Origin of the sequence: Methylobacterium phyllostachyos, assembly GCF_900103445.1 — a bacterium.
Taxonomy (GTDB): domain Bacteria; phylum Pseudomonadota; class Alphaproteobacteria; order Rhizobiales; family Beijerinckiaceae; genus Methylobacterium; species Methylobacterium phyllostachyos.
Window position 1 is genome coordinate 1 of sequence record NZ_FNHS01000004.1, and the last position, 13,719, is coordinate 13,719.

Genomic DNA, 13,719 nt, shown 5'->3' on the forward strand with positions numbered 1-13,719 from the left:
CGCCGGTGAAGTAGAAGCTCCAGTTGTCCGCCACCTTGCCGTATTCGAGGTAGCCGGCGGTGCGGCCGTCCGAGCCGCCCCAGGCCGAGATCTCGGTGCCCTGCCAGGTGAAGCCGTTCTTCATCTGGATGTTGACCGCGCCGCCGATGGCGTTGAGGCCGAAGACGGGGTTGCCGGTGACCACGTCGATGCGCTGGATGGCCTGCGGCGGGATCAGGTCGAAGTTGACGACGTCGCCGAAGGCCTCGTTGATGCGGATGCCGTTCTGGTAGACGGCCAGTCCCTGAGGCACGCCCTGGACGGGAGAGGCGGTGAAGCCGCGGTAGTTCAGATCGACGCGGTTGCCGTTGCCCTGGGAGTCGTTGACGTTCACGCCGGGGGTCGAGCGGGCGAAGGTTGCGATGATGTTGTCGGTGCCGCGATCGATGGCGATCTGGCGCGGCGTGACGGTCTCGACGGTGCTGGGGATCTTGTTGAGGGGCTGCTCGGAGCCGCGCAGGCGCACGCTGCCGGGGGCGAGCGGGACGGTGGGGGCGATCTGTGCGGCCTGATCGAGGTTGAGGGCGCCGCTGGAATTGCCGCCGCCGGCACCGACCGGCGAGGTCGAGACGACGCTGATTTCGTCAAGTGTGACAGCTTGCTGTGCTTGTGCCAGTCCGGGCAACATTGCAACGGACGCGATCAAGCTGCCTCGTAAGGCGCGCATGTGTTCCCCCAACCAAGTCTATGCCCACGTCCTGCTTTTTCAGGTCCGCTCGATGCACTGATGCTTGTTCGTCAGATCCGCACAAATCACGGGATCGTGTTGAGGCTATTTTTACAGTCAGAGGTTCATCGCCGAACTCGTCCTGTGGCTTCGGCGCCACATCGATTGCGCCAGTTTCTCAGAGGGTTAGGGCAAGTTCGGAAATAGAAATCGGGATCATTCGGCAATCGCGTCAGCACGATGGTGATGTGATTTCGGGCCCCGGGGTCTCCGATCGCTGCACGTGGCCAAAACCGGGAATCGCAGCGTTCCTATCCACCTCCAATCCCGGCAAAACCACAATGGTTTTCCGACGGGGCGTGACGCACGCTCTCTCACGCGCCAGGCGAGTCGCCGCAGATCAGGTGCATCGGCCTGCGTGCCGAAACCGTCACGCGAGACGTGGCTCTGTCACGACAGAAGGTTCGAGCCGCTTCTTCCTCCGTCGCCCACGCCCGGGGCGTCGACGCTCCCGAGTCGGAAGTGAGGCGCCTCGTTCCGGGAGTGTCTGCTGCGTACCGTCGGCCCCGGAGAGATCTCTACGAGCGGGCTGGGTCGCGACGACCTCACCCACAGGACTTCATGACCGAACACCTTGCCGATGCCCTGGCCCGGTACGGCACCGAAGGCCCGATCAGCGCACCCTGCGGCGAGGTCGGGCCGCGCGCCAGCGACCAGCCAATCAGCAGCAGCATTCCTCGCCGCGGTCGCAGCAGGCTCCCCCTCCGGAACCGCCACCTCATGGCAACGCGGATCCGATCGACCCGCCGAGTCAGCTTTGCGGAGAGCGTAAGCCGCGCCGGTTGAGCGGCCGGAGGGCTTCAACTTTGATCGCCCGAGCATGGCACAGGCGCTGCCCGCCACGGTTCAGGTTTCCGGCTGAAGCTCGCGCCGTATGCGGCCACGGTAGCCCCAGTCCGTTCACGGGACGACAGGGAACGTCAGGGCATCCATGGTCCCTGACGTCGTACGGTGAGCGAGCTCTGGCGCGCGTGGGGCCGTGATTATGACCCGCGGCCCATAGGGATCTCGAACGGAATGACCGCCCCTGCGCGCGAATGCATCGAAGTGGTTCGACGACCCGACTAAACGACAAAGGCCGCAAAGATGCGGCCTTGTAAGTCATTCAGTTGGTTGGGAAAACTGGAGCGGGCGAAGGGATTCGAACCCTCGACCCCAACCTTGGCAAGGTTGTGCTCTACCCCTGAGCTACACCCGCTCACTAGTGCCGCGCCGCCTGGACTTTCGTGCCGGCGGCCCCCGGCGCGGCTCTCTAAACACCATTCCGTCGGACGACGCAAGCGTCTCTTTGCACCTTCGTGACGATTCACCAGTTCGGATCCGGCGGGAGGCCCTTACGGACCTCCCGCAAGCGGGCGCGAGTGGCGCGGGTCGTCCCCTCGGGCAGCGCATCGAGCGGGAAGAAAGCGCAGGCGGCGATCTCCCGGTCGGGCGCTTTGGGCCGCAGCACGGTGAAGGATGGCAGGACAAAGAGCGCCACGTGATCGCGGGGCGCGGCAGCGGCGTTGCGGTAGAGACCGATCAGCCGGGGCGGCGCGTCGGCGACGATCTCCGCTTCCTCGCGGAACTCGCGGATCATGGCCTCGACCGCCGTCTCCCCACGCTCGACGCCACCACCCGGCAGGTGCCATCCGCTGATGTAGGTGTGGCGCACCAGCCCCACGCGGCCCTCTGCGTCGACGGCGACGCCGCGCACCCCGAGGGTCATTCCCCGGGTCGCGAGCGCCCCGAGGTGGAACAGGCGCCGCAGCAGCCGCTGGTCGAGGAGCATGTCTGTGCGCAGCCGCGGATCAGACGACGTCGAGGGTGATCGCGCCGAGGCCGGCGATCGACGCCACCATGCGCTGTCCGCGCTCGACGGCACCGACGCCAGAGGGCGTGCCGGTAAAGATCAGATCACCCGGCTGCAGCGTGAAATAGCCCGACAGGTAGGCGACCTGTTCGGCCACAGACCAGATCATGTCACCGAGATCGCCCTTCTGGCGCGTCTCCCCATCCACCGACAAAGTGATCGGGCCTTGCGCCGGGTGGCCCACCAGCGAGGCCGGATGCAGGGCGCCGATCGGCCCCGAACTGTCCGCCGCCTTGCCGGTGTCCCAGGGCCGCGAGAGCTTCTTGGCCTCGTCCTGAAGATCGCGGCGGGTCATATCCAGGCCGATCGCGTAGCCGTAGACGTGATCGAGGGCGCCCTCGACCGGAAGGTCACTGCCGCCACCGGCGAGCGCGGCCACCAACTCAACCTCGAAATGATAGTTGCTGGTCTTGGGCGGATAGGGGTGGGGCGCCGGCTCGGAGCCGACGATCTGCAGGGCATCGGCCGGTTTCATGAAGAAGAACGGCGGCTCCCGGTCCGGATCGGCCCCCATTTCACGGGCGTGGGCGGCGTAGTTCCGACCGACGCAATACACGCGCCGGACAGGGAAAAAGTCGCTGCTGCCGACGATCGGGAGCGCGATGCGGGGCGGATTCTGGATGACGGAGAGCATCTCTGCCTCTGTGGTGAAACGTCCAGGGCCGGATATCGGCTGCCCGGGACCGACGCGACCGTTGTAAGGTGAGTGCTGCCGCGTGCCATACTGCCGGTTGTCGAGCGCGCGCTCTGGTCTACAAAATTTTTGCGATGACTCCGACAGCGACCACGCACGATACCCTGCTTGCCGCTTTGCGCGACGCCCTCGGCCCGCGCCACGTGCTGACCGAGCCGGACGATCTCGCGCCTTATGTGACCGAGACCCGGAAGCTCTTCACGGGCTCAGCGCTCGCAACGCTGCGTCCGGGCTCGACCCAGGAGGTGGCGTTTGCCGTCCGCGCCTGCACCCAGGCTGGCCTTTCGGTCGTGCCGCTCGGCGGCAATACCGGGCTCACCGGCGCCGGGATCCCGCAGGGCGGCGTGGTCCTGTCACTCGAACGGATGACGCGCCTGCGCGCCATCGATCCGGTGGATGCCACCATCACGGTGGAAGCGGGGATGATCCTGCAGGATGTTCAGGACGCCGCGGAGCGTGCCGGTTTGCTGTTCCCCCTCTCCTACGCCTCGCGCGGATCGGCGCGGATCGGCGGGGGGATCAGCACCAATGCCGGTGGGATCGCGGTCGTGGCCTACGGCAATGCCCGGGATCTCGTCCTCGGTCTCGAGGTGGTGTTGGCTGACGGGCGAGTCTGGAACGGGTTGAGAGCCCTGCGCAAGGACAATGCGGGCTATGATCTTAAGCAGCTCTTCATCGGCTCGGAGGGGACGCTTGGCATCGTCACGGCAGCGGTGCTGAAGCTGTATCCGAAGCCGCGCAGCACCAGCGTCGCCTTCGTCGGGCTGGATTCGGCACGGGCCGCCCTCGATCTGTTCGTGTTTCTGAGGACGCGGATGGATCGGGACCTGACGGCCTTCGAATACCTGCCACCCTTCGCTCTGGGGATCGTCCTGCGCCATGTCCCAGGTACGGTCCAACCGCTGGCCGGGGCGCACGGAGCCTACGCGCTCATCGAAGCCGCCTCGGCGCGGCCCGACTCGGATATGCGCGAGGCGCTGGAATCGGCGCTGGGCGAGGCCCTGGCGCAAGGACTGATCGCCGACGCCACAATCGGGGCGAGCGGTGCTCAGAACACCGCCTTATGGCGGCTGCGCGAGGGCATCCCCGAGGCGCAGACCCGCGAGGGCGCCTCGATCAAGCACGACGTGTCGGTGCCCCTGTCGCGCCTGCCCGATTTCCTGGAGCAGGCTGGTGCGGCCTGCATGGCGGAGATGCCCGGCCTGCGCCCCTGTGGCTTCGGCCATTTCGGCGACGGCAACATCCATTTCAACCTGTCGCAACCGCCGGGCATGCCGGCGGCAGATTTCCTGGCCGAATGGGGGCGCTTCAACCGCATCGTTCACGACATCGTGCATGGCTTCGGTGGTTCGATTGCGGCCGAGCACGGTGTGGGTTTGATCAAGCGCGAGGAGCTGGAGCGCTACGGCGATCCCGTCGGGCTCGACCTGATGCGCAAACTGAAGGATGCGCTCGATCCGGAACAGCTGCTGAACCCCGGCAAAATCATCGCTCGGCGTGTCGCAGGGCCAATCTCCGAACCCTGACAAATTTGTGCGGCGCGCCATAATTCGGCGCGGAGACAGGTGCAGGACAGACACGCACCGCGGCCATCGGCGGCGGCGGCCAACCGCGTTAAGCCTCTGCTAAGGCGGTCGTCAGACCCTTTTAAGACCGACGCGAACGTGTCCGTTACGGCCCGGCATGACAATTGCTCATCGTCCAAGCCATCTCGCATATGCGAGATGATGCGACGAACCGTCAACGACAGGCTGTGACACATCCTTTTGGAGATCGACGGAATGCCTACCTCATTGGCCCGCGTGCAGACCACGGAAGCGAGCCGCTATCTGCAGCAGCTCTGCCGGCACTGGAGCCACAAGTTCAAGGTTGAGGCGACCCCTGAGCACGGTACTGTTCCGTTCGGCGAGGATCGCGTCTGCACCTTCGACGCCGAACCGGACGCGCTGGTGATGCGCATCGACAGCACGGACCCGGTCAACCTCACACGGCTCGAGAACGTGGTGGCAGATCATCTGGCTCGCTTCGCCTTCCGCGAGAGCCTCGGCGACATCCGCTGGTCGCGCGCAGCCTGAAGCGCTTTCGGATGGGGTTGTCCGGTGCCTCGCCTGCTCTGGCGAGCGAATCGCCGAAGGCCCCTTAGCCGATACTCATCAGGCTGGCGTTGCCTCCGGCGGCAGCCGTGTTAATCGCGGTCGAGACCTCTTCGACCAGACCGGCTGCCCAGTAGAAATCGCCGTCGGCCAACGCGTTCGACGTGCGGGCCTGCATCGGCAGGATCGCGCCGTCCCGCGCCGCGACGGCGCAGTTGACGGCGCGCAGGCCTTCCCCCGCGCCCTCGAACAAGATCGCACGGACGTCGCCCGCGCGATCGAGGTCGGGCGCATGCGCGACGCGCGTCGCGAGGTCGGCTGGAAGGTCCCGTAGGAGCAGGCGGGCCCCTTCCCTTCCGACGACGACAGCCCGGTTCCCGCAGGCCAGAATCATCCCGATTTGAGTCAGCAAGCCCGCTTCGGTTTCGGCCACAGCGGCGACGAGCCCACGCGGCCGCAGCGCGTAGAGGTTCCGTTCACCGACCGGTCCTGCCAAGGCGATCTCGTGATTGGCTGGGTAGCGCGCCGCCGCCAGACGATGGGCCAGGGAGCCATGCCCCCGCGCGGCCAGCCAGTCGAGATAGGAGGGAACGGGAAAGCCCGAACCGGCAAGTCCATCAAGGATCGAATCCGGCGCTCTTCGGACCAAGCGTCCGAGATAGAGCGGACCGCCGGCTTTCGGCCCCGTACCGGACAGCCCGGAGCCGCCGAAGGGCTGCACGCCGACCACCGCACCGATCATGTTACGGTTCACGTAGCGGTTGCCGGCGCGGACACGGCCCAGGATCCGGGCGATGGTTCCATCGATGCGGCTGTGCAGGCCGAAAGTCAGGCCGTAGCCAGCTGCCTCAAGATCGGAAAGAAGATCGTCGAGCTCCGTCCGCCGGTAGCGCAGAACATGGAGCACGGGGCCGAAGACCTCGTGCTCGACATCGGCCACGCGGCCGATCTCGATCAGGGTTGGGGGTACGAAGGTCCCGCCGGTCGCCTCGGGCGGCAGGGCAAGTTGCTCAACGGGAAAGCCCCGGACGCGCATCGCCGCCACATGGCCGGCGATCCCGTTAGCCGCCGCCGCAGTGATTACCGGGCCTATATCGACGCGGATGCGGCGGGGATCGCCGATCGTCAGCTCGCGCAGGGCGCCCTTCAGCATATGCAGCACCCGGTCGGCGACGTCCTCCTGCAGGCATAAGATTCGCAGGGCCGAGCAGCGCTGTCCGGCCGAGTCGAAGGCCGAGGCGATGACATCCGCCACGACCTGCTCAGGGAGGGCGGACGAATCCACCACCATGGCGTTCTGGCCACCGGTCTCGGCAATGAGGGGCACCGGTTCGGCGTGGCGGCCGAGGCGCTGAGCCAAGCAATGCTGGATCTCCTTGGCGACCGCCGTCGAGCCGGTGAAGATCACGCCCTGGACCCGCGGATCCGCAACCAGAGCGGCACCGACCACGCCATCGCCGGGCAGGATCTGGAGCACGTCCTCGGGAACGCCCGCCGCCTGGAGCAGCCGCACGGCTTCGGCGGCGACGAGCGGCGTCTCCTCGGCTGGTTTGGCCAGAACCGTGTTGCCCGCCGCCAAAGCGGCCGCCACCTGCCCGACAAAGATCGCCAGTGGGAAATTCCACGGCGCGATGCATACGACCGGCCCGAGCGGTTCGTGCTCCGCCTTCAGGTTTCGCTCGGCCTCCACAGCGTAAAAGCGCAGAAAATCCACAGCCTCGCGGACTTCCGCGACGGCTGCGGCGAAGGTCTTGCCGGCCTCACGCACGATCAGGCCGACGAGCATCGGCATCTGGACCTCGAATTCCCCGGCGGCGCGCAGCAGGCCGGAGGTCCGCTCGGTTGCCGACCGCGCTGCCCAGGCCGGCGCGGCGGCTTCGGCGCGCGCGAGTGCACGGATGATGTCGGAAGGCGTGGCCGAATGGCAGGAGCCGACCACGTCCGCGGGATCGGCGGGGTTGCGCACGGGCGCGGCCTCTCCGGTCCCACCGCCCCCGGGGGGCATCGCCCGCCACACGGTCCGAACGCTCGCCGCCAGCCCCTTCGACAGCTGGGCGAGGGCCGCTTCGTCGGCGAGATCGAGGCCGGCGGCGTTGAACCGGACGGAACCGTAGAGCGCGCAGGGCAGAGCGATCCCCTCGTGCGGTGCGCCCGGGACCGGCATGGCGTTCACCGTCGCGACCGGGTCGGCGATCAGCGTCTCCACCGGCACGGATGCGTCGGCGACTTGGTTGACGAAGGAGGTGTTCGCCCCGTTCTCCAGAAGACGCCGGACCAGGTAGGCGAGCAGAGTCTCGTGCGCCCCCACGGGCGCGTAGATCCGGCACGGGCGCCGTAGGCCGGAGCCCGACACCACGTCCGCGTAGAGCGGCTCGCCCATCCCATGCAGGCATTGGAATTCATATTGGCCGAGGTGGAAGTCCGGCCCCGCCATCTCCACGATGCTGGCGAGCGTCTGCGCGTTGTGAGTGGCGAATTGCGGGAAGACCGCGTCCGGGGCGGCAAGGAGCCGACGGGCGCAGGCGAGGTACGACACGTCGGTGTGAACCTTGCGGGTGAAGACGGGGAAAGCGGGGAGCCCGTCCACCTGCGCACGCTTGATCTCGCTATCCCAGTAGGCGCCCTTAACGAGGCGTACCATCAGGCGTCGCCCGCTGCGCCGGGCGAGGTCGATCAGCACCTCGATTGCGAAGGGACAGCGCTTGCCGTAGGCCTGGACTACGAAGCCAAGGCCGTCCCAGCCAGCCAGCTCGTGCGCGACCGCGAGTTCTTCCAGAATGTCGAGGGTGAGGTCGAGGCGGTCGGCCTCCTCGGCATCGATGTTCAGGCCGATATCGTAGGCCTTCGCCAGCTGCGCGAGGCTCAGCACCCGGGGCACAAGCTCGGCCAGGACGCGTCCGCGTTGCGCCCGGACGTAGCGCGGGTGGAGCGCCGACAGCTTGATCGAGATGCCCGGACCGCGCAGCACGCCGCGGCCGCCCGAGGCCTGGCCGATCGCGCGGATTGCTTCCTGGTAAGAGCCAAGGTACCGCGCGGCATCCTCCGTAGTGCGGGCCCCCTCGCCCAGCATATCGTACGAGGCGGCGAAGCCCTGTCGCTCCATCCGCCCAGCGTGGCGGAGGGCTTCTGCGATGGTCCGGCCGGCGACGAACTGCTCACCCATCATCCGAACGGCGAGATCGACGCCCCTGCGGATCAGAGGCTCACCGCCGCGGGCGATCAGCCGGGTGAGCGCGCTGGACAGGCCCGCCTCGTTCCGGGTCGCGGCCAGCCGGCTGGTTATCAGCAGGCCCCAGGTCGCCGCGTTGACGAATGGCGACGGGCTGTGTCCCAGATGGGCTGCCCAATCCCCGCCCGCGATCTTGTCCCGGATCAGCGCGTCGCGGGTGGCACGGTCCGGGATGCGCAGCAGCGCCTCGGCGAGGCACATCAGCGCGACGCCCTCCTCACTCGACAGGGTGTATTCGTGGATGAGGCCTTCCACCCCGCCGCGACGGACGCGGTGCCGCAGGGACTCCACCAGACCGCGGGCCGTAGCCGCGACACGTTCCGCCGCCGCAGCGGACAGGCTTGCCTGATCGAGCAGGGGCGCGATGCAGTCCGGTTCAGGCCGGCGGCTGGCCGTGATCACGGCCTGACGCAACGGTGACAGAGTGGGCGCGTCGATCGGATCGAACGTATCGGCGTCGCCATGGATGTCGCGGGATGCGAGCATGAACCATCCCCCGGACCGCTGCGCCGGCGCGGAGGCCGACTCGGCTCAGGCTACGCGGTGCAAAGCCGCGATTTAAGCCCCCTCGGTTGAAGACCGCTCATGGAGCCATCACGGTTTTGCATGCGCCGCGTCGATCGCATCGGTCAGGATCGGGCTCGCGCCCTCGCTCCGCAGCACGGCGTTCGGAATGACGACTGCGTCGGCGCAGGCCTGAACGACATGTGCGAGGTCGAACTGGACGGCGAGGCCACCAGCCTTGGCGTCGAGCCACGCCATCATGGCGGGAGGCGAGTCGTCGAACATCTTCTCGGCGACCGCCTTGCGGCATTCCGAGTCGTCACCGTCGCGCTTGGAACCGCCCGCCTTGGGGCGATAGAACCGAAGATACAGGGCGTGCAACCTCTGGGAGGCGAGCGTGACCATCTTGGTCCCGTCCGAACCCTCCGCGAGGGCGACCTTGCCGGTCAGGGCTGGAGGTAGCAGCGTGGTCCAGTCAACCGGTGCGCCAGTGGTCATGTCGTAGACGATCGACATGGTGCCGACGTCCGGATGGGCCCCACCGCAGAAGACGTCGTCGGTGATCGCGAAACTCACGAAGCGAGGGCCGCGCATCGGCGTTTGAATCGTCCGGGTCCAACCGCTGTGCGCACCGCCCTCGGTCCGGCACGCCTGATCAGCCTTGCGCACCTTGCCGTCGAGGGCCCGCAGAGCGGCGTTGATGCGGCGCTCTGCATCGTCGGCCGGCGCATCGATCTGCGGCATCGCCGCGATACCGGACCTCAGGTCCGGCATTGCCTTCAGCACCACCAGCCGATCGGCCGCGCAGGCCGGGAAGGCCAAGACGAACAAGAGGCCTCCCGTGCTGGCGCCACGCAGGCACACCGTTAGGGGTCGGTAGATCAAGCGCATCGTCACACCGTTCCTGATCGAATCGGGACTGGCTCGGGGGCATTGGCCGTCCGGCCAGGGCCGGGGTCAAGGATCGATGCGCCCGATGTCAGCGTCGAACGGCGCGCTTTGACACACGCGGTCACAGTGGCAGAACCCGCACCATGGGCACGATCCTCATCTACGGCGCCACGGGCTACACCGGCACGCTCCTCGCGCAACACGCCGTGGCACAGGGTCTGCGACCGATCTTGGGCGGGCGCGATCCGGATAAGCTGGGGCCGCTGGGGACGCGCCTCGGTCTCGAAACGCGCGTCGCGCGCCTGGACGAGCCGGAGCGTCTGCGCACGGCGCTGGCTGGGATCGCGGCCGTGATTCACGCTGCCGGCCCGTTCTCGAAGACGGCGCGGCCGATGGCGGATGCATGCCTCGCCACGGGCGCGCATTACGTCGATATCACCGGCGAGATCAGTGTCCTGGAGGCACTCGCGGCGCGGGGCGCTGAGGCGAAGGCGGCCGGCATCGTGCTCCTGCCGGCAGCGGGCTTCGACGTGGTGCCGAGCGATTGCCTTGCGGCCCATGTGGTCCGGCGGCTTCCCGGTGCGACCCATCTGCGGATCTCGATTGGCGGCTTCGGCGGCTTCAGCCGGGGCACCGCCCGCACCATGGTCGAGGGTATTGCCTGGGGGACGCGGGTGCGCCGGAACGGCCAGATCGTCGAGTTGCGGAGCCCGCCCCGAGGCAGCGCCGATTTCGGCCGCGGCCCGCGCCGGACCGTAGGTCTCGGCTGGGGCGACGTGTCGAGTGCGTGGTACTCGACCGGCGTCCCCAACATCGACGTGTATTTCGAGGCTTTCCCCGCCATGGCGGCTGCGGCCGGCCTGCCGGCGGGCATCCGGAGAGTCATCGCAGGCGGTATAGCGCAGCGGCTGATCAACCGCGGTATCGACCGGCTGCCGGAGGGGCCATCCGAAGTCGCGCGAGAAACGGCGCGCAGCACGTTTCTGGCCGAAGCCTGGGATGACGAAGGGCGAAGGGCGGCCAGCCGCCTGGAGACGCCCGAGGGCTATACCCTTACGGTCGCGACAGCCCTGGCGGTAGCCTGCCGCGTCGCCTCCGGTGCGGTGCCGACAGGCTTCCATACGCCGGTGACCGCTCTCGGGCCGGACTTTATACTGGATTTCCCTGACGTGGCGCGGACGGACCTCTGAACGCCCGCCAAAGTAAACGTCTAATAACTCCGGAACAAATTCGAGTTTGTAAAACCAGAATTCCTGATTTTGTTTGATGATAAACAGTCTTCGACGATAGAGTTGAACACATTTCAATTCTAATTATTTATGCCAATTATGGGTAATACCGATGCTGTCGTCCAGAGCATAATGACCGGTATTATTACGCCCTTATCGCAAAATCTGTAAAAGACAAGGCGCATATAAGTTATCATACCAATTGCACAAGATACATCATTCAAGTTTGCAGTTAAAAGAGATCTTTAACGTTCTTATCTACAGTCTATAAATTCGTGTTGCATTCTTCCGATAGGTCTGTAAAGAGCAGGTCATGTTGTTTATTGCCGACGGCAAAGTATCATGAGTTCGCGTATACCTAATAGTCAACTCCGCAAAGATCCTTCCATATTAATATTTGGTGGAACTGGCTACATAGGAAGTCGGCTGTATTTGCATCTGAAGAAAAGATACACATCTGTCGACACTGTTGATCTTGAGTCTCGCGGCAATTTTGTGAGCAATGATAATGTGAAAATCGATTACAATCACTTTCCAGCACATAAACTTCGGCGGTATGATGTTATTATTCTACTTGCTGCTCATTCCAACGTCAAACAATCTGTTGCTGATCCATTTGGTGCAATCGACAATAATCTCACCAAGTTTGTGAACTTGATAAGCAAGCTCGATAGCCAGAAACTGTTGTATGCAAGTTCATCCAGTATCTATACAGGCGTCGGCGGAGTGGCAGTCGATGAAGGCTGGAAGACCTTTAACTTCAGCAACATGTACGATTTCTCCAAGTACGCTTGCGACGGGATCGCGTCGTTGTTGTACGAAAACGCTTACGCTCTGAGATTCGGCACGGTCTGCGGCGCATCCCCGAATCTGCGTCCGGATTTGATGATCAATGCGATGGTCAAGGATGCGATCGAGGTAGGAAAAATAAAGATTTTCAATGGACACGTCCGTCGTCCAATTTTAGGCATTTCTGATTTATGCATGGCAATCGATCTGATTTTGTCTAACAATGCTGCGCCCGGAATTTACAACCTGTGCAGCTTCAACGCCTCGGTCTCAGAAATTGCCGAGCGCATCGCTACTTATCTCAAATGCAATACTGAAGTGCACCCACCGACAGAGACCTACGATTTTAGCATGGAAAATAAAAAAGCAGCTACAGAGCTTGGTTTCTGCCCAACCGCGACTGTCGAAACAATAGTTGACGAGTTAGTTGAACACTACAAAAAGTAGGAGGCATTTTTGGATTATAAAGATCTTATCCGCTGCGTCGCCTGCGATAGCGAGGATTTGCATACATATCTAGATCTCGGATCCCAGCCTCTCGCAAACTCATGTCATCCACCGGGTCAACAACTCGACCTCTATCCACTTGCCGTACGTGTCTGTACGCGGTGCTGGCATAGCCAACTATCTGCTGCCGTTGATCCCTCGAAATTGTTCGAACACTACCTTTACGTTAGTGGGACGACTCAGACGCTCAAAGCATATTTTGCAGATTTTGTCTTGAAGGTCGAAGCTATACTCGGCCGGCAGCACCTTCGTGTTCTCGACATCGCAAGCAATGATGGAAGTTTGTTGCAAGAGTTTAAAGATCGGTCGCACATTGTTCAAGGCGTCGATCCAGCAAAGAATCTGGCAGAATTGTCAGCTGCCAAAGGCGTTCCAACGCGGGTTGCATACTGGTCGTCAGATATCGCAGCTTCGTTTGATGAAAAATTTGATGTAATTGTCACAATGAATGTATTGGGACACGTGTCCGATCCGCTTTCTTTCCTGCAAGCTTGCGCTGATTCAATTGACGAGCAAGGCAGGATCTTCATCCAAACTTCTCAGGCCTTGATGCTTCAGAACGGCGAATTTGACACTATCTACCATGAGCATCATTCGTTCTTTACCTGCAATTCCTTCAGAGAACTTTCCCGGCGTGCGGGTTTGAAATTGATCAATATCGAATACGTTCCTGTCCACGGCACGTCTTACCTGTTTGAACTCGCACGGGAGGAAAGCGACGCAACTTCCAAAGCTCCATTCGCGATAGAACAGCAAGAGAAATTGCTTGGATATTACGAACTGCCGACATATATCCGCTTCGCAGAGCGCGCTGTATCAACGGTCAATCTTGTCCGGGATCTTGTCAGCTGGCACAAATCAGCCGGATACAAAATCATTGGTTACGGTGTTGCCGCGAAGGGAATGACGTTTCTGAATTTTTCTGGTATTGAGCTTAATTATATTATTGATGACAATCTACTAAAAGTAGGACTTCTTTTACCCGGAACAAATGTCGAAATCGTAAGCCCCGATATTCTCAATGAAGAACAATGCCCATTGTTCGTGCTGGTGCTCGCCTGGAATTTCTATTCTGAAATTTCAAACCGCATCAAGCAGGTTCGGTCAAATAAACATGATCGTTTTTTAACTTATTTTCCGAACGTGCAGATAAATAGCTATTAGG

10 protein-coding genes and 1 tRNA gene are annotated in these 13,719 nt (G+C 63.4%); 5 read left to right on the forward strand and 6 right to left on the reverse strand.

Features of this window, described 5'->3' with window-relative positions:
• The 4 genes from BLQ49_RS07095 to BLQ49_RS07110 all read right to left on the reverse strand — a co-directional run.
• Positions 1–706: TonB-dependent receptor plug domain-containing protein (locus BLQ49_RS07095; protein ID WP_167627653.1), on the reverse strand; the 706-nt coding region annotated here is incomplete at its 3' end.
• A 1,183-nt stretch (positions 707–1,889) separates the two neighbouring features.
• Positions 1,890–1,964: transfer RNA gene (locus BLQ49_RS07100), tRNA-Gly, on the reverse strand.
• A 108-nt stretch (positions 1,965–2,072) separates the two neighbouring features.
• A complete protein-coding gene (locus BLQ49_RS07105) occupies positions 2,073–2,537 on the reverse strand; it encodes an NUDIX domain-containing protein (RefSeq protein ID WP_091714555.1) in 465 nt (154 codons plus the stop codon).
• A 19-nt stretch (positions 2,538–2,556) separates the two neighbouring features.
• Positions 2,557–3,252, reverse strand: coding sequence for a fumarylacetoacetate hydrolase family protein (locus BLQ49_RS07110; RefSeq protein ID WP_091714556.1), 696 nt, complete (start codon positions 3,250–3,252; stop codon positions 2,557–2,559).
• 134 nt (positions 3,253–3,386) lie between these two features.
• Here BLQ49_RS07110 and BLQ49_RS07115 point away from each other — a divergent pair, with 134 nt between their 5' ends.
• Complete coding sequence (locus tag BLQ49_RS07115) at positions 3,387–4,838, forward strand: FAD-binding oxidoreductase (RefSeq protein WP_091714558.1); 1,452 nt, start codon at positions 3,387–3,389, stop codon at positions 4,836–4,838.
• Between the two features lie 255 nt (positions 4,839–5,093).
• Positions 5,094–5,387, forward strand: a complete 294-nt coding sequence (locus BLQ49_RS07120; RefSeq protein ID WP_091715086.1) for a DUF2218 domain-containing protein — start codon at positions 5,094–5,096, stop codon at positions 5,385–5,387.
• Between the two features lie 64 nt (positions 5,388–5,451).
• Here BLQ49_RS07120 and putA read toward each other — a convergent pair whose 3' ends face one another.
• On the reverse strand, positions 5,452–9,120 hold the full coding sequence (gene putA / locus BLQ49_RS07125) for a bifunctional proline dehydrogenase/L-glutamate gamma-semialdehyde dehydrogenase PutA (protein WP_091714560.1): 3,669 nt from the start codon (positions 9,118–9,120) through the stop codon (positions 5,452–5,454).
• A gap of 108 nt (positions 9,121–9,228) precedes the next feature.
• Positions 9,229–9,969, reverse strand: a complete 741-nt coding sequence (locus tag BLQ49_RS07130) for a hypothetical protein (RefSeq protein ID WP_244507488.1) — start codon at positions 9,967–9,969, stop codon at positions 9,229–9,231.
• Positions 9,970–10,172: 203 nt separating this feature from the next.
• Between BLQ49_RS07130 and BLQ49_RS07135 the strand changes: the two genes are divergently transcribed.
• The 3 genes from BLQ49_RS07135 to BLQ49_RS07145 all read left to right on the forward strand — a co-directional run bounded on the left by BLQ49_RS07135 (position 10,173) and on the right by BLQ49_RS07145 (position 13,718).
• The gene (locus BLQ49_RS07135) at positions 10,173–11,219 is read left to right on the forward strand and encodes a saccharopine dehydrogenase family protein (protein ID WP_091714563.1); all 1,047 of its coding nucleotides are present in this window, start codon (positions 10,173–10,175) and stop codon (positions 11,217–11,219) included.
• Between the two features lie 381 nt (positions 11,220–11,600).
• Positions 11,601–12,494: an NAD-dependent epimerase/dehydratase family protein gene (locus tag BLQ49_RS07140; RefSeq protein WP_091714565.1), complete on the forward strand. Its 894-nt coding sequence runs from the start codon at positions 11,601–11,603 to the stop codon at positions 12,492–12,494.
• Between the two features lie 9 nt (positions 12,495–12,503).
• Positions 12,504–13,718 carry a class I SAM-dependent methyltransferase gene (locus BLQ49_RS07145; RefSeq protein WP_091714566.1) on the forward strand — a complete coding sequence of 405 codons (1,215 nt, stop codon included), beginning with the start codon at positions 12,504–12,506 and terminating at the stop codon, positions 13,716–13,718.
• The last annotated feature ends 1 nt before the right edge of the window (position 13,719 follow it).

Coding starts and splice junctions, on each gene's coding strand:
- BLQ49_RS07140 (WP_091714565.1), top strand. CDS start 11,601: ATGAGTTCGCGTATACCTAATAGTCAACTCCGCAAAGATCCTTCCATA.
- BLQ49_RS07105 (WP_091714555.1), bottom strand. CDS start 2,537: ATGCTCCTCGACCAGCGGCTGCTGCGGCGCCTGTTCCACCTCGGGGCG.
- putA (WP_091714560.1), bottom strand. CDS start 9,120: ATGCTCGCATCCCGCGACATCCATGGCGACGCCGATACGTTCGATCCG.
- BLQ49_RS07110 (WP_091714556.1), bottom strand. CDS start 3,252: ATGCTCTCCGTCATCCAGAATCCGCCCCGCATCGCGCTCCCGATCGTC.
- BLQ49_RS07115 (WP_091714558.1), top strand. CDS start 3,387: ATGACTCCGACAGCGACCACGCACGATACCCTGCTTGCCGCTTTGCGC.
- BLQ49_RS07135 (WP_091714563.1), top strand. CDS start 10,173: ATGGGCACGATCCTCATCTACGGCGCCACGGGCTACACCGGCACGCTC.
- BLQ49_RS07120 (WP_091715086.1), top strand. CDS start 5,094: ATGCCTACCTCATTGGCCCGCGTGCAGACCACGGAAGCGAGCCGCTAT.